Genomic DNA, 14,577 nt, shown 5'->3' with positions numbered 1-14,577 from the left:
CCCGCCGACAAGGAGGACAGTCCGTGACCGCCCATGCGTGAGGCCATAAAAAGGAATGATCTCTCTGCTTCTCCAGACCTGGCTGCCGCTTAACAAGTTTTAGGCCAAGGACTTTACATTCGGTAACCTATGGAATTAATACTTAACGTATCCCATGGTGACTGAATTGGAGGCCTTATGGTCTGGCTGATTTTTGGGGCATTTTATCTACTGCTGGTGAGCTTTTTTCTGGGCGCCTTTGTCCTGTCCCGGCGCGCGGACGATCAGGCCCGGCGCACGGAACAGCAGCTGTTGGAAACAGAACAGTCGGAAACAGCGCGCCACGCGGTGAAGATTCATCGGCTGGTTGAAGCCGACAGGGAGCATACCGATACCACAACCTCCCCCCTGGAAAACGATACCGCCTCCGACAAGCGCCTGACCGGCTGACGCCGAGGGCAACGTTTCTGCGGAAAGCGCTTCGGGAAAGTAATCGCCTCCCGCCGGAGGCCTGATCGAGCCGGGACAGCAGAAGCGGGAGTGCCCGGCGTCATGACCCGATACCGCCATGTCAGGCCCGGTCGCCGATCAAGGGCTGCGTCAGTACACCGATCGCACCTGATGCGACACCACGCCTACCATATCCACGTTGGTCAGATCGCCCGTCCACAGCTGCCCGTCCAGCCCCTCCAGCACGGGCAGGTTGATGCGATGGGCATAGCGATAGACGTACAGCGCCTCGTCGACATTGACCACCACCAGCGCGCCGTCGCGCAGTGACCGCATCTGATCGACGACCAGCCAGTCGCCCTCCTGCCACGGATCGATAGCGTCATCGTCCTGCACCACTTCTGCCAGAAAGGAGAGATGCGAATGCGGGGCAAAAACTGCTGCCAGCGGTCAGCGCCCGGGGTGTAGGCCGGGTCCTGCTCGCCTCGGGGCACCATGGTGGGCATGGGCATTCGATACGCCACGCGCATGACGCCTCCTTGCAGCGGGTAAAGGGAAAATGACCGGTCGCGGTTTTACGCCGGATTCAACGGCTCGACCAGCTCGGCGTGGTCATTGCCGACCCGGTTGGCATCCTTCGACACCGCCCAGTGGGTGATGGCCGTTGCCGGCACCGGCTTGATCAGCTGACGGATCGTCTCCCGTTCGGTCATGTGCGGGTCCAGCCAGTCCGCGAGGCAGTCATCCGCCAGTGCCAGCGGCATCCGGTCATGGACGTCCCGGGCCGCCCCGCGGGCATCATGGGTGATGATGGCCAGCCCCGGCTCGCCATCCGGCCGCGTTGACCAGATGCCGGCCAGCCAGATCAGCGCCCTGTCCGCCCGGCAGATGAAATGCGGCTGCTTGCCATCCCCCGTCTTGAGCCATTCATACCAGCCATCGGCCGGCACCAGGCAGCGGTGACGGGAAAACGCGCCGGCATAGTACTTCGACGTCGCGACCTTCTCGGCCTTCGCGTTGATCGGCGTCGGCGCGTCATCGCCCGCCCAGTGCGGGTGATAGCCCCACCAGACGTGTTCGAAGCTCGCCGCCTCCTCATCTTCGCGATGCAGCACCACGGGCACATGGGTGCCGGGCGCCACGTTGTAGCGAGGCCGCTCGGCATCATCGACGTGATCGCGCACGTCAAACGACAGCTCTCGAGCTGCCTTCCGGCGCTGGGTAAACAATACGTATCGTCCGCACATGACGGGAGTGTAGTCACGAGCGGTGAAGAGAGAAATTCACGCCCCGGATAACGTCAGGCATGGCCTGTTTCGACAGCACCGGATAACATGCTGTTTTTGATAGGCATTTCTGATGACGTTTCTGCATTACCAGCTGGTGATTTTTATCTCGGTGCTGTGCCTGACCCGGCTGCATCGCAGGGTGGGCGCGGTCGCCGCACTGGGCTGGACGCTGTGGTCACTCATGACGCTCGGGTGGCTGCCCGTGCTGGCTGTCCAGACCTTCACCGCGTGGATCAGCTGGTACGGCACTCGGTTTTTCCTCAGGCAGAAAGCGCGAGCCGGCAAGGCGACTCAAACTGCCGACAGCAGGGCGGCGCCCGGCGCCAAAAGCACCGCGACCCAAAACCAGCTGATCCAGGGGCGTGACCATCATAGTGAGCTGATCCACGCGCTTGAGATTGCCCGAAAGGACCTGATGATCGTCTCCGGCTGGCTGTCCGATCGGGTCGTGAACGATCAGTTCTGTGATCTTTTGGCGAGTGCGCTAAAACGCGGCGTCAACGTTCACATCGCCTACGGCGCCAGCGATCGCGACCGGCAGCACCGGCTTTCCGACACGGCGATCAGGGCACTGGAGAATCTGAAAAAAACCGGCGAACAGAGTCGCAAGGGCCGGCTGACCATTGTGCAGCGCGCCACGCATGAGAAGTGTCTGATTGTGGACAAGAAGTACGCCATCGTTGGCAGCTTCAACTGGCTGGCCAACGCGCACTATCGGGACAAGGAAACCAGTATCAGGACCCGGCAGAGGCGTGTAGTGAAGGAACTGATGGCGTCGTGCAGGAGTGATGGGGCAACGAGATATACGGAGGTGTATGGGGCGAGTGGAAGGAAAGCGTAGGGCGGGCCGAATTAACGACCATGTGACCGGCAGATAGAGTAAAGGTAATAATCCTGACGTTTTCAACGCTGACGTATCTCTTGGACGATGCCACCCAAGTAGAAGATTTGCAAAGCTCCTTACCAAGCTCGGAGAGCGCTCTCGTGACTTGCGCACCAACCCAAGAGGTACAATTCGTCTACTGCCGGACAGGTGACAAGCAGAATAAAATAAAAAATTACTATCTATAGGAAGCCGCTAAACCGCTCTTGAAAGAACTTCATGTCAATCGAAAGCATGAACATTTGTTCAAAGCAAAACACACATTACTTCCAAACTTTGTTACTGGATGCAAATCCAGTACAATGCCGACATCAAGCCATCTATCAAAAATTTATCTTATTGATAATAAATGTCTTTTTGGAGGTGGCCATCTTATGAACAAGCAGTTAGAATTAGATGCATCTTTATTTGGAAGTGCCATGTCTTCTTCATTCGTTACCCCTCTACGCTACCCAGGCGGCAAAGGACGACTTGGCGCATGGCTGGCTGAAGTTATCCGGCATAACGACCTGCAAGAAGGCTGCTACGTAGAGCCCTACGCAGGTGGTGCAGGCGCAGCCATGTATCTGCTGCTGAAAGAACATGTGAGCAGTATCGTGATCAACGATGCTGATCCAGCGATTTACGCTTTCTGGTGGGCTGTACTTAATGACAGTGAGCGTCTTGTATCGCTGATCAGAGAAACACCTGTCACCATGGATACCTGGTACCAGCAGCGTGCAATCGTGGACGTGCCGGGCGAAGTTGATACCACAATCCTTGGCTTTGCCACTTTCTTTATGAACCGTACCAACCGGTCAGGCATTATTTCCGGCGGCGTCATCGGCGGGAAAGGCCAAGGTGGCACTTACAAGCTGGATGCGCGATACAACATTGAAGGGCTGTGCAAACGCATCAAGGATATTGCCGCACGGCGGGAAGACATTTCGCTTTATGATGTAGACGCCATGGAACTGATCCAGCCGGGCTTTCTTGAAACCCCGGAAAGCTCCCTGATTTATCTCGATCCACCCTACTACAATAAAGCCAACCAGCTCTATCGCAATTTCTACAAACCCGAAGATCATGCAGAAATTGCTGAGAAGGTGGTGGCGCTCGAAACCCCGTGGCTTGTTACTTACGACAATTGCGAAGAGATCAAGGCGCTTTATCAAGGAGCTGAGTGTGAAGAATTTTCTCTCCACTACTCAACTCACTTAAAACGCCCAAAAGCTAAAGAAGTGCTCTTTTATGGAAACCTTTTTCTTGAAAATAAACCAACATTGAGGCGCTAATATTTTGCCTCAAGTAAAGCTCTAAATAATGGAGTCATTTTTTCAGCAGCGTCTTTAGCATCAGTAGAAGTAAAAACATGCTGATCGTTATGAGTAACAAAGTTGAGTAGCTTTCTAGGTACCGTATGCTGATTACTCATAGAGTTTCTCAAACTTTGATCAGGCACTGTTTTAGAGCAAGATCCTGCAAATTTGACTATAGTTTCTAAAGGCGGTATACCACTGCCTTTCTGATGTTGAATCATAAAATCTTTCCAGACATCCACATGCTTCATTCTAGCTATCAAAGATACCTCTAGTAAGCTTCTTAAAAGCAAGGCCGTCGCATAGGGATATTTTTGCGGCTCAATAATTTGCAACTCTTGAAGAATTCGCCCTGCTTTGTCATTTTTAATATTTATTTCAAGATTGGCAGGCAATGCTCTAGGATTTACTTTCTTTTTTGGACGGCTAGGCTTTTTCGCACCCAATTCACCTTCATTTTTACCTTTACTATCATTATTAGAAGAGGGCCTATCAACATGCTCAATCAGGTCTTTAGCTGAAACAGCATTACTATTTCCAACATTTTTTACATCGAGAATAAAGTCTTCTTTGTAATATCTTTTCACGTCCTCTTTATCGTTAATAGTTCTACTTGTCAAAACTGCTTTTTTGCTACTCCCCGTAAGTGCCGGTAACGAATCATACATAAATCTCTTCAAGACACTTTCTATTATCTCTTGATCCCATTCAAAATTTAGCCATCCAGAGTCATCAAAGTAAATATTGCCAAATTTTTCTTTTGTCACGCTACTGGTAAGTATTCGCCTTAGAACACCAACTGGAAAGTCGTCGACGCTGTCATAAATTATTTCTTTCTCACCCTCATCCCACTTTAGCCCCATAAACAAATCGATAATACGAGCATCTTGCACCGCTTTTCGTATATCTGAACTACTCAGTCCTGTTTCATTTATAACCTGCTCCATAGTTTTGCCATCGTTAAAAGCATTAATAGCAAACTGCCCTTGAGCATATAAAGACCAGCTTATAACAGGCGCTTGGTTCAGATGCCTAGATACGACTAACCGAATCGCTGCCAATCTATCAGGTGCAATTACAACTGGGATTTTTTCAAAGCTGGCCTTGTAACTTTCGCCTTGAACAGAAAGTCTTTCTATATACCTACTATGTTCGGCCGGAGCCAAGTTTGGCTTTAGCAATAGCTGGCAAGCACATACCCTTCTATTCCCTTCGATAGCTATAAATCTACTATTTTTATTAGGCTTCCTTATCACAACGACAGTCTGGTCAGGATAAAATCCTGAAGTAGAAATAGACTTTGCCATCTCCCGGACTTTGCATGATGCTAACAAGTTAGACCTAACATCGGGCTGGTTCGCCCCTTCTGGAAGATTAGGTAGTCTTGGATTCTTTGGATCAAGCTCTATAGAGCTAGGTGATATTTTTGTATGCTTCCAGCTTTCGTAGCCCATATACACTCCTAAAACGAAAACATAACGCTTAAAACATTAAGCATTATTTTTATCTGATAAAGGAGAAAAGCACAACTAGCTTACCCGCCCCAAATGCCCAAATACCTGCCCACTCACTTCAACCTTTCCCCTACTCAGCATCTCGGGTGTGATCAATCAAGGCTCGTACTTCCGGTTATCGCTCACCAATGACAGGGCGCTGCCGATCATCCGCTGCACACGCTTGCCCCTCAGTGCACCCCCTACTTGTACTAGGAACACACCATCAGGCTTCGTACGTGAGCGATCGACCAGTATCACGTCTTCCCCATCAATAGTATTGGCCATCGAACCCCGACTGTATGCCTTGATGAGCCAGACTTTTAGGAACTGAATAGCGGATACGTACTGATCAGTCCTTAATTAAAAAAAGTGCTCAAGCTCTCAGATTCAGCTGTAGCAAGAGCAAAACGACCATACCACCCTACAAAACAAAAAAAGGCCCGACGCATATGCGCCGGGCCTTTAAAATCCTGCGGGTGCCGGTAAGTGGACTCGAACCACCGACCTACGCATTACGAATGCGTTGCTCTGCCAACTGAGCTATACCGGCGAACCCGGCCCATATTCTAGCCATCCCTTGTGGCCTTGCCCAGCCCCTGTGTCAGAGTAGGCGCCCCTTGTTCGACTTCGGAGCGCCCATGGCCCCCGTCATCACCACCCTGCTCTTTATCGTCACGGCGCTGGCCGAGATCGTCGGCTGCTATCTGGTCTATCGCTGGTGGGTGCTCTCCAGCAGCGCCTGGTGGCTGGTGCCGGCGGCGGTGTCGCTGGCGCTGTTTGCCTGGCTTTTGACGCTGCACCCGGCCGCCAGCGGGCGCATCTATGCCGCCTATGCCGGGGTCTATCTCATCACCGCACTGGCGTGGCTGCGCCTGGTGGATGGTCAGCCGCTGCAGATGAGTGACTATCTGGGCGGCGGGCTGGCGCTGGCCGGGGCGCTGGTTATCATGGTGGGGTATCAGTCTCAGTCCTGATCGCGCACGAACCAGTGCACCAGCAGCCACACCGCAACGGCGGCGAGGGCAAACACGATGACCGTGAGCTGCACCGGCAGCGGCCAGTGCATGAAGGCCCAGTCATTCTGCAACAGGGCGCCAAAGAGATAGCCCGCCAGCAGCATCAGTGCGCCGAGGGCGCAGCTTCGTGTCAGAAGGGTCATGCCTGTCTCCTGCGACCGTGAACCGTTATCGTAAGGGCTCGCCGCCGTCCCGCCGGCGCCCATGAGAATCATGCGTTCAGTTTACGCCACCGATCACGCCGTCTCGACCATGACCACACCGTCTTCAGACCCCAACCGCCGCCGCGCCTTTCGCCCCCGCTGGCAGCGCCAGGGCCACCATCCGGACTATCGCTTCTCGCTGGCCAACGAGCGCACCTTCCTGGCCTGGATTCGCACGGCGCTGGCCTTCATGGCCGGCGCGGTGGGCATCTATCAGTTCGCGCCGGACATCGCCACGCCCTGGGCGCGCGAGGCGGTGGCGGTGCTGCTGGCGCTGGCCGGGGCGGTGCTGTCGCTGGCCGCCTATCACCGCTGGGCGAGCAACGAGCGCGCCATGCGCAGCGATGATGCCCTGCCCTACACGCGGCTTCTATTGATTCTGGCGCTGTTTGTCACGGTCGTGGCGCTGGTGCTGGGCGTGCTGCTGATGTGGGGATGACGCCATGACCAGGCCCGAACCGGCCGCTGAGCGCGACCCCGGCCTGCAGCCCGAACGTACGGGCCTTGCCTGGACGCGCACCGCCTTTGTGATGCTGCTGATCTCGGCGCTGTTGCTGCGCGGCGGGTTTGTCCATCACGAGCATGGCCTTGCCTGGACGGGTTTGGCGCTGCTGATCGCCACCGGGGCAACGTACGCCTGGGCGGGCGTGCGCCTGCGGGTGATCACGATCAGTCATGCCCCGATCACCGTCCCGGCCACCTGGGCGATCCGCGTGGCGGCGCTGGCCATCGCCCTGATCGGCCTGAGCCTGGCGGTGAGCGTGCTCTATCACGGCGAGCTACTTGCCCGCATCAACATGCTGCTGCTCTGAACAGTGGTTGAATACGAGCGGCAAATGCGCCTTTGCTTGCTACGCAGGGCGACCTTAATCGCGTAGATAAATCTCGCCTTTACCGACCAGCACAGCGTTGCCGCCGACCTGCACTCGCTCGTTGTTCATGGCGGTTTCGATCACGCTGGGCCGCCCCATTTCCACCCCCTGATGAATGATCCAGCTTTCGGTTTTGTCCGTCGTCGCCAGATAGCCGCTCAGCGCGGCCGCGGCGCTGCCGGTGGCAGGGTCTTCACACAGGCCGTGCTCTCTAGACAACATCCGGGTGCGAAGTACGGTGTCCTCGCCCGCTGACACGCCGGCAACATACAGGTACACCTGCTCGACCCCACTCGGCGCCACCACGTTGGTCCATACGGTCTCGGATATCTCCAGGTGCTGCAGCGCTGCGAGGTCGTTGAGTTCGATCAGGTGAAACGCCAGTCCACAGGAAGAGACCACAGGAGTGCCGACAATCTGATGATCCTGCAGACCCAGCAGGGCGGCGGCAGTGGATTGGTCCAGCACGCTTGAAGTAATACTGGCAGGCCGAGCCGTGGTGAAGGTGGCGTTGCTGTCCGCGTAGTCGATGGGCAGTTCGCCTACCGAGGGTTGAAGGATCAGCGTCTGTTCGCGACTGACCAGACCCAGCTCGGCGAGAAGCTGAGCGGTACCGACGGTGGGATGCCCGGCAAATGGCAGCTCTCTGGTCGTCGTAAAGATCCGCATCGGGTAGTGACCAGGGGCCCTGGCGGTTCCCAGAAAGACTGTTTCGGCCAGATTGAGCTCGCAGGCCACTGCCTGCATGGTGGCGGTTTCAAGCCCCTCGGCATCCATGAATACCGCCAGTTGATTGCCCGAAAATGGCGCGTCGGTAAACACATCCAGCAGATAATATTCGACGCTTGTCATGGTCACTCCTTGTTCAGCATTGGCGGCTTTCGAGACAACAGCGTAACCGATGAGGGCGGACCAGCGGCCTTGCCCGCCCTCACGGCGCTTGAATGCCGGCCACCCTCGGGCGTTAAATCGGGAGACCCTTTTTGCTGCCACGGAGCACCCTCATGGCCCGGCACGTCAGTCCCGACGATATTCGCACCCGCTTTTCCAGCGCCATGTCCGACATGTACCGCTCGGAGGTACCCCAGTACGGCACGCTGTTGAAGCTGGTTGCCGACATCAATGCGCAGACGCTCTATCACCACACCCCGGACGAGGAGGCCCTGGCCACTCGGGGCGGCAGCGAGATGGCGCGCATCGAGATCGAGCGCCACGGCGCGATTCGCCTGGGCACGGCGGGCGAGCTTCACACCATGCGCCGGGTGTTCGCGGTGATGGGCATGTTCCCGGTGGGCTATTACGATCTGGCACCGGCCGGCATGCCGGTGCACGCCACGGCGTTTCGCCCGGTCGATGATGACGCCCTGGCCCGGAATCCGTTTCGGGTGTTCACCTCGCTGCTGCGTCTGGAGCTGATCGAGGATGACGACCTGCGCGAGCGCGCCGCGGCCATTCTCGAGCAGCGCCGGATCTTCACCGACCGACTGCTCACGCTGCTGGACCGGTTCGATGCCGACGGCGGGCTAAGCGATGAGGACGCCACTGCGTTTGTGATCGAGGCGCTGGAGACCTTTCGCTGGCACCGCCACGCCACGGTCGATGCCGACACCTATCACGCCTTTCATCAGGCCCACCGACTGATCGCCGATGTGGTGTGCTTTCACGGCCCGCACATCAACCACCTCACCCCTCGCACGCTGGACATCGACGCCACCCAGCAGGCCATGCCCGAGTGGGGCATCAGCCCGAAGGCCACCATCGAAGGGCCACCGCGGCGAAATTGTCCGATCCTTTTGCGCCAGACCAGCTTCAGGGCGCTGGAGGAGCCGATTCTCTTCCCCTCGGGCGACGGCGAGGAGGCCGGCACCCACACGGCGCGCTTCGGCGAGATCGAGCAGCGCGGCGCCGCCCTCACCCGGCGCGGTCGCCGGCTGTATGACGAGCTGCTGGCCGCTTCCCGCGAGGCGACCCATGGTCTGGAAGGGGCGGCACACCAGCGCGCGCTGCGTGACGCCTTTCAGGACTTCCCCGATGACGAGGCGACCCTGCGCCGTGAGGGGCTGGCCTGGTTCGAGTATCAACTCGTCGAAGGGGCAGGCGCTGTGGAGGCGCAGAGCCTGCCGAACGAGCGACGCACACTCATCGAGGCGCTGATTACCCGGGGCGTGATCCGGGCGCGGCCCATCACCTACGAGGATTTTCTGCCGGTCAGCGCCGCGGGCATCTTCCAGTCCAACCTGGGCGAGAGCAGCGCCCAGCACTACGCCGCCACCGACAGCCACAGCGCGTTCGAAGCGGCGCTCGGCGTGGCAGTGGAGGATGAGTTTGCCCTCTACGAGCGCCGCAGCGAACGCTCGCTCACCGCCTGTCTCGAGGCGCTGGGGCTGGCGCCCACCCTCTGAGGATCTGTCCGTATCGGCCTGTTCGCCATGGCCGCCCCGGTGTGACTACAGCCCCTGGTATGGGGTGTCATCGATCCCGTCCGGCAGGGCGGCATCCTCATCGTCATGCACGCTGATGACCATGCAGGAGGCGATATGGCTGACCTTGTGGGAGACGCTGCCCATCAGCATGCCGCTCCAGTCGCTCAGGCCGCGGCTGCCGATCACGATGACCTGTGTGCCCAGCGCCTCGGCCTCATGGGCGATCACCCGTGCCGGATCGCCGTGGCGGCCATGGGTCTCGATGGGCCCGTCAAAGCGGCGGCGAAGGTGCGCCTGTGACCGTTCAAGGACGGCCAGAATCTCCGTTTCGGCATGTTCCGGTGATGAGGCCTGGATGGCCTCATGAATGCTGAGCAGGCTGCCGTAATGCAGGTGCGGCAGCAGCTCGCGGACGTGAAGAAGGTGGAGGGTGGCCCCGGGCGATGCCAGCTGCGCGGCGATGCTCAGGGCCTTGAGGGCATGAACCGAACCATCCACGGGAACCAGCAGTGACGTGAACATGGCGCATCCTCCAGTGACCGCGGTGGCGCCGGAGTGCGCCACCGGACCCGGCCAGCATGACGCGGCGCCGACCGGCCCGACTTGATCGTGATCAATAACGCCCGCGCTGGCGCCTGGTCTTTGGTCGCGGCCCGCCCGGAGCCCCTGGTGGCAGGGTACCGGCGAGCGGTGTCACGGTTCGCCTGTCAGGGCGTTCAAGCGTGGCGCTGGCCCAGGCGGCGATGCACCAGCCCCGCCAGCGTCGTGAGCACAAAACAGACGGCGGCCAGGCTGACCATCGACGGGCCGGCGGGCGTATCCAGCTGCCAGGCGATCGCCAGGCCACCATTGGCGGCGATGATCGCGATCACGGCGGCCAGCACCGCCATGCCCTCCGGCGTGCGGCTGAAGGGCCGCGCGGCGGCGGCCGGAATGATCAGAAAGGCCGCGATCAGCAGCACGCCGACCACCTTGAGCGCCACTGCCACCACCACGGCCAGCGACAGGGTCAGCAACAGCTGCTCGCGCCTGGGATCCACGCCGCTGGCGCGGGCCAGATCCGGGTTCAGCGTCGATACCAGAAGCCCCGACCAGCGCAGGGCGATGATCAGCACCACCAGAATCGCGCCGCCCCAGATCAGGGTCAGATCGCGCCGGCCGACGGCGAGAATGTCGCCGATCAGATAGCTCATCAGATCCAGCCGGGCGACCTGCACCAGCGACACCGCCACCAGCCCGAAGGCCAGCGCGGCGTGCGCCATCACCCCCAGCAGGGTGTCCATGGTGTAGCCCCGGTCACTGAGCAGCGAAACGACCAGCGCCATGATCAGCGCCACCACCAGCACGCTGGCCAGCAGCGACACCGACAGCACCAGCGACAGCGCCACGCCCAGCATCGCGGCGTGGGCAGTGGCATCACCGAAATAGGCCATGCGCCGCCACACCACGAAACAGCCCAGCGGCGCCGCTGCCAGCGCCACACCGGTGCCGGCCAGCGCCGCGCGCATCATGAAATCATCCAGCATGGCGACAGGCCCTCTCCTGCTGCGGCATGTCCCGGATGGCCTGTTCCGGGCCGGCATGGCCCGATTCGCTGTGACGATACAACGCCACCGCATCATACTCCTCGATGCCGAACAGCGACTGCCACTCGGGCGAGGCGGCCACGCGCTCCGGGCGCCCCTGACAGCAGATGGTGCCGTTGAGACAGATCACCCGATCCGAGGCCTTCATGACGACATGCAGCTCGTGGCTGACCATCAAAACCGCGCAGCCCAGCTCGGTGCGCACCCGATCAATGTGGCGATAGAACTCCGCCGTGGCGCGGTGATCCAGCCCCTGGTTGGCCTCATCGAGCACCAGCAGGCTCGGGCGCTCCAGCAGCGCCCGGGCCAGCAGCACCTTCTGCAGCTGACCGCCCGACAGCGCCGAGAGCTGGCGTTTGATGAGCTCCCCGGCGCCGGCACTGGTCAGCGCTGCCTCGATGTCGCTCTGGCGGCGGCGGCGCGGCAGCGCCATGAAACGCCCGACCGTCATGGGCAGGGTCGGGTCGATCTGAAGCCGCTGCGGCACATAGCCGATGGTCAGGTGCTCGTCGCGGCGGATCCGGCCGCGGGAAGGCGCCAGCGCGCCAATGATCACCCTGAGCAGGGTGAACTTGCCCGAGCCGTTGGGCCCCACGATGGTCACGATCTCGCCGCTGGCAAGCTCAAGGCTGATGTCATCGAGGATGACGTTGCCGTTGCGGACCACACCGATCTCTTCAAGCGTTAACAAGGACAGGCCTCTTTGCGGTGATGACAGAACATGCGTCGGCCGGGCTTGTCATTCGATAAGCCGGCCGCTAATGTGTCATGTTATAACATAACATTTAACGCCATTTCACTGTCCATTGAGAGCCCCTTTCATGACACTTTCTCGTCGCTGGCTGCTGCCGCTGCTGTTTGTCCCATCCCTGGCACTGGCCGATGTGCCCCGCGTGGCGGTGGATATCGCCCCCGTCCACTCGCTGGTATCGCAGGTCATGGGCGATCTGGGCTCGCCACAAATGGTGATGCCGCCCGGCGCCTCGCCGCACGGCTACTCGATGCGCCCCTCGGAGGCCTCGACGCTGGACAGCGCCGACGTGGTGTTCTGGATCGGCCCGGCGCTGACGCCCTGGCTGGCCGATTCGATCCAGACGCTGGCCGGTGATGCCGACGCCATCATGCTCCTCGACGCCCCGGGCACCCACCGTCTCGACTACCGCGACGGCGCGACCTTCGAGGCCCACGGTCACGATCACGATCACGATGAGCATCACGGGCATGGCCATGACGACGAGCACGATCACGCCGAGGGACACGACCATGATCATGCCCACAACGGCGGCCACGCTCATGGTGACGAGCACGGCCACAGTCATACCGGTCTGAACCCGCACGCCTGGCTCGACCCGCACAACGCCCGGGCGTGGCTGGCCGTCATGGCCGAGACGCTGGCCGAGGCCGACCCGGAGCATGCCGACACCTATCGTCACAACGCTCAAGCAGCACAGCAGCGTCTTGATGCGCTGATTGCCGACACCGAGCAGCGCCTGCAGGACGATCATGACACCCGCTTTATCGTCTTCCACGACGCCTATCAGTACTTCGAGGAACGCTTTGACGTTCACGCCGCCGGTGCCATCTCGATCGGCGACGCCTCAAGCCCGGGGCCGGCGCGGATCCGCGAGCTGCAGGACCGGGTAACGTCGCTGAACGTGCAGTGCGTGTTCTCCGAGCCGCAGTACAACCCGCGCATGATCGACAGCATTTTCGGCGACATGCCCATCAACACCTCGATCGTGCTCGACCCGCTGGGCGCCGGCATCGACCCCGGTCCGGAGCTCTACGACGAACTCATCACCCACATCGCCACCAGCATCGATGAGTGCGCCGAGAGCAGCCGCGCTCAACCGGCGGGCTGATCCCGGTCGCGCAGCGTCACCATCCGTGGCCGGCCGATCAGAAGGCCGGTCACGGTCTGAACGCCCAGCAGTACCAGCAACAGCCCCAGCGACACGCCCCAGCCGCCGGTTGCGCCATGCAGCGCGCCGAACAGCAGCGGCCCGCTGGCGGCCAGCAGATAACCCACGCTCTGCGACATGCCCGAGAGCATCGCGGCGTGCTGCGACTGGCGCGTGCGCAGTACGATCATGGTCAGCGCGAAGCTGAAACAGCCGCCCTGTCCGGCACCCAGCAGCATCGCCCACAGCGCGGGCGACAGCGTCGGCGCCAGCAACAGCCCCGCAAGCCCCGCAGCGATCAAAAGGCACAGGCCCAGCACCAGCAGGCTGTGATGATTCATTCGAGCCGCGATGCGGGCGATCACGTAGCTGGCCGGAATGCTCACCAGATTGAGCAGCGACACCATGTTGCCGGCCATGGTGGTGGAGACCCCGGCGCTGATGGCCACCGACGGCATCCAGGTCTGCAGGGTGTAAAACCCGAGCGACTGCATGCCCATGAAGATGGTCAGCGTCCACGCCACCGGGCTTTTGAACAGCGCCGTCATGCGCACCGCCCCGCCGCCGTCGGTCTCGGCGCCCTGGCGAAAAGCGCGCCACAGCCAGCAGAGTGCCGCAACGACCGCCAGTCCCGCCCACAGCCGCACCGGCGTCGACCAGTGGCCGCTGGCCTGCAAAAGTGGCACCGCCGTGCCCGCCGCCAGCGTCGCACCGATGCCCATGACCACCGTGTAGAGCCCCATGGTCTGCCCGAGCCGCTCGGGCCGGTCGCGCTTGACCAGACTCGGCATGAAGACGTTGCCAAAGGCGATGCCCAGACCGGCGAACAGTGTCCCGGCCAGCATGACGGGAAAGAGCTCGATGCCGCGCAGCACGCTGCCGATGGCCACCGCGACCAGCGCCAGTGCAATGGCCCGATCCAGTCCCAGCCGGGCGGCCAGCGCCGGGGCAAACGGTGACAGCAGCCCGAAGCAGAGAATCATGCCGGTGGTCAAAAGGCTCGCCGCCCCGGCCCCGATATGCAGGGAGGCCATGATCGGCTCCAGCACCGGGCCGATGACCACGATGGGGGCGCGCAGGTTGATGGCGGCCAGGCCAAAGACCAGCAGCCACAGCAGGGAAACAGACAGACGAGGCGTGCGAAACATGAGCGCTGGAACACCGACAGGAAAAGTCACGAA

Annotated in this window: 18 protein-coding genes and 1 tRNA gene; 8 read left to right on the top strand and 11 right to left on the bottom strand. The window is 60.2% G+C overall.

The genetic code is table 11. The features are described 5' to 3' along the window. Window positions 1-177: 177 nt before the first annotated feature. Complete coding sequence (locus M1D97_RS02340; RefSeq protein WP_456269141.1) at window positions 178-429, top strand: hypothetical protein; 252 nt, start codon at window positions 178-180, stop codon at window positions 427-429. A 150-nt stretch (window positions 430-579) separates the two neighbouring features. Here the strand turns inward: M1D97_RS02340 and M1D97_RS02335 are convergent, their stop codons facing one another. Together M1D97_RS02335 and M1D97_RS02330 are read right to left on the bottom strand one after the other, a co-directional pair. Beyond that, window positions 580-825 carry a S24 family peptidase gene (locus tag M1D97_RS02335; protein WP_456269140.1) on the bottom strand — a complete coding sequence of 82 codons (246 nt, stop codon included), beginning with the start codon at window positions 823-825 and terminating at the stop codon, window positions 580-582. A gap of 179 nt (window positions 826-1,004) precedes the next feature. Beyond that, window positions 1,005-1,658, bottom strand: a complete 654-nt coding sequence (locus M1D97_RS02330; RefSeq protein WP_456269139.1) for an SOS response-associated peptidase — start codon at window positions 1,656-1,658, stop codon at window positions 1,005-1,007. A 130-nt stretch (window positions 1,659-1,788) separates the two neighbouring features. Here M1D97_RS02330 and M1D97_RS02325 point away from each other — a divergent pair, with 130 nt between their 5' ends. Both M1D97_RS02325 and M1D97_RS02320 read left to right on the top strand, forming a co-directional pair. After that, window positions 1,789-2,559: a phospholipase D-like domain-containing protein gene (locus tag M1D97_RS02325; protein ID WP_456269138.1), complete on the top strand. Its 771-nt coding sequence runs from the start codon at window positions 1,789-1,791 to the stop codon at window positions 2,557-2,559. A gap of 416 nt (window positions 2,560-2,975) precedes the next feature. After that, window positions 2,976-3,875: a DNA adenine methylase gene (locus M1D97_RS02320; protein ID WP_456269137.1), complete on the top strand. Its 900-nt coding sequence runs from the start codon at window positions 2,976-2,978 to the stop codon at window positions 3,873-3,875. Here M1D97_RS02320 and M1D97_RS02315 read toward each other — a convergent pair. The 3 genes from M1D97_RS02315 to M1D97_RS02305 form a co-directional block, all read right to left on the bottom strand. Then, on the bottom strand, window positions 3,872-5,353 hold the full coding sequence (locus M1D97_RS02315) for a hypothetical protein (RefSeq protein ID WP_456269136.1): 1,482 nt from the start codon (window positions 5,351-5,353) through the stop codon (window positions 3,872-3,874). The two genes, M1D97_RS02320 and M1D97_RS02315, sit on opposite strands and share 4 nt — an antisense overlap. Window positions 5,354-5,509: 156 nt before the next feature. Continuing rightward, a complete protein-coding gene (locus M1D97_RS02310) occupies window positions 5,510-5,680 on the bottom strand; it encodes a S24 family peptidase (RefSeq protein WP_456269135.1) in 171 nt (56 codons plus the stop codon). 192 nt (window positions 5,681-5,872) lie between these two features. Beyond that, window positions 5,873-5,945, bottom strand: a tRNA-Thr gene (locus tag M1D97_RS02305). Between the two features lie 88 nt (window positions 5,946-6,033). Between M1D97_RS02305 and M1D97_RS02300 the strand changes: the two genes are divergently transcribed. Then, window positions 6,034-6,369 carry a YnfA family protein gene (locus M1D97_RS02300; RefSeq protein ID WP_456269134.1) on the top strand — a complete coding sequence of 112 codons (336 nt, stop codon included), beginning with the start codon at window positions 6,034-6,036 and terminating at the stop codon, window positions 6,367-6,369. On the opposite strand, the gene M1D97_RS02295 is transcribed toward M1D97_RS02300, so the two are convergent. Next, window positions 6,360-6,554: a hypothetical protein gene (locus tag M1D97_RS02295; RefSeq protein ID WP_456269133.1), complete on the bottom strand. Its 195-nt coding sequence runs from the start codon at window positions 6,552-6,554 to the stop codon at window positions 6,360-6,362. The two genes, M1D97_RS02300 and M1D97_RS02295, sit on opposite strands and share 10 nt — an antisense overlap. 70 nt (window positions 6,555-6,624) lie before the next feature. Here M1D97_RS02295 and M1D97_RS02290 point away from each other — a divergent pair, with 70 nt between their 5' ends. Together M1D97_RS02290 and M1D97_RS02285 are read left to right on the top strand one after the other, a co-directional pair. Next, window positions 6,625-7,053 (top strand): YidH family protein, encoded by a 429-nt coding sequence (locus M1D97_RS02290; protein ID WP_456269132.1) that lies wholly within the window; start codon window positions 6,625-6,627, stop codon window positions 7,051-7,053. Between the two features lie 4 nt (window positions 7,054-7,057). After that, window positions 7,058-7,426, top strand: coding sequence for a DUF202 domain-containing protein (locus M1D97_RS02285; protein WP_456269131.1), 369 nt, complete (start codon window positions 7,058-7,060; stop codon window positions 7,424-7,426). A 54-nt stretch (window positions 7,427-7,480) separates the two neighbouring features. Here the strand turns inward: M1D97_RS02285 and M1D97_RS02280 are convergent, their stop codons facing one another. Then, complete coding sequence (locus M1D97_RS02280; protein WP_456269130.1) at window positions 7,481-8,338, bottom strand: PhzF family phenazine biosynthesis protein; 858 nt, start codon at window positions 8,336-8,338, stop codon at window positions 7,481-7,483. A gap of 152 nt (window positions 8,339-8,490) precedes the next feature. Between M1D97_RS02280 and hglS the strand changes: the two genes are divergently transcribed. Beyond that, a complete protein-coding gene (gene hglS / locus M1D97_RS02275) occupies window positions 8,491-9,888 on the top strand; it encodes a 2-oxoadipate dioxygenase/decarboxylase HglS (RefSeq protein ID WP_456269129.1) in 1,398 nt (465 codons plus the stop codon). Window positions 9,889-9,933: 45 nt separating this feature from the next. Here the strand turns inward: hglS and M1D97_RS02270 are convergent, their stop codons facing one another. From M1D97_RS02270 to M1D97_RS02260, 3 genes are all read right to left on the bottom strand, one after another. Then, window positions 9,934-10,431, bottom strand: a complete 498-nt coding sequence (locus M1D97_RS02270) for a universal stress protein (protein ID WP_456269128.1) — start codon at window positions 10,429-10,431, stop codon at window positions 9,934-9,936. A 194-nt stretch (window positions 10,432-10,625) separates the two neighbouring features. Continuing rightward, window positions 10,626-11,435 (bottom strand): metal ABC transporter permease, encoded by an 810-nt coding sequence (locus M1D97_RS02265; protein ID WP_456269127.1) that lies wholly within the window; start codon window positions 11,433-11,435, stop codon window positions 10,626-10,628. Next, window positions 11,425-12,186, bottom strand: a complete 762-nt coding sequence (locus tag M1D97_RS02260; RefSeq protein ID WP_456269126.1) for an ATP-binding cassette domain-containing protein — start codon at window positions 12,184-12,186, stop codon at window positions 11,425-11,427. The genes M1D97_RS02265 and M1D97_RS02260 overlap by 11 nt, the downstream gene beginning before the upstream one ends. 130 nt (window positions 12,187-12,316) lie before the next feature. On the opposite strand from M1D97_RS02260, the gene M1D97_RS02255 reads away from it, so the two are divergent. Continuing rightward, window positions 12,317-13,357 carry a zinc ABC transporter substrate-binding protein gene (locus M1D97_RS02255; RefSeq protein ID WP_456269125.1) on the top strand — a complete coding sequence of 347 codons (1,041 nt, stop codon included), beginning with the start codon at window positions 12,317-12,319 and terminating at the stop codon, window positions 13,355-13,357. Here the strand turns inward: M1D97_RS02255 and M1D97_RS02250 are convergent. Continuing rightward, window positions 13,342-14,544: a CynX/NimT family MFS transporter gene (locus M1D97_RS02250; protein ID WP_456269124.1), complete on the bottom strand. Its 1,203-nt coding sequence runs from the start codon at window positions 14,542-14,544 to the stop codon at window positions 13,342-13,344. The two genes, M1D97_RS02255 and M1D97_RS02250, sit on opposite strands and share 16 nt — an antisense overlap. Window positions 14,545-14,577: the final 33 nt, after the last annotated feature.

The organism is Kushneria sp. AK178 (assembly GCF_053903105.1).
This window is presented reverse-complemented; position numbering and strand designations above follow the sequence as displayed.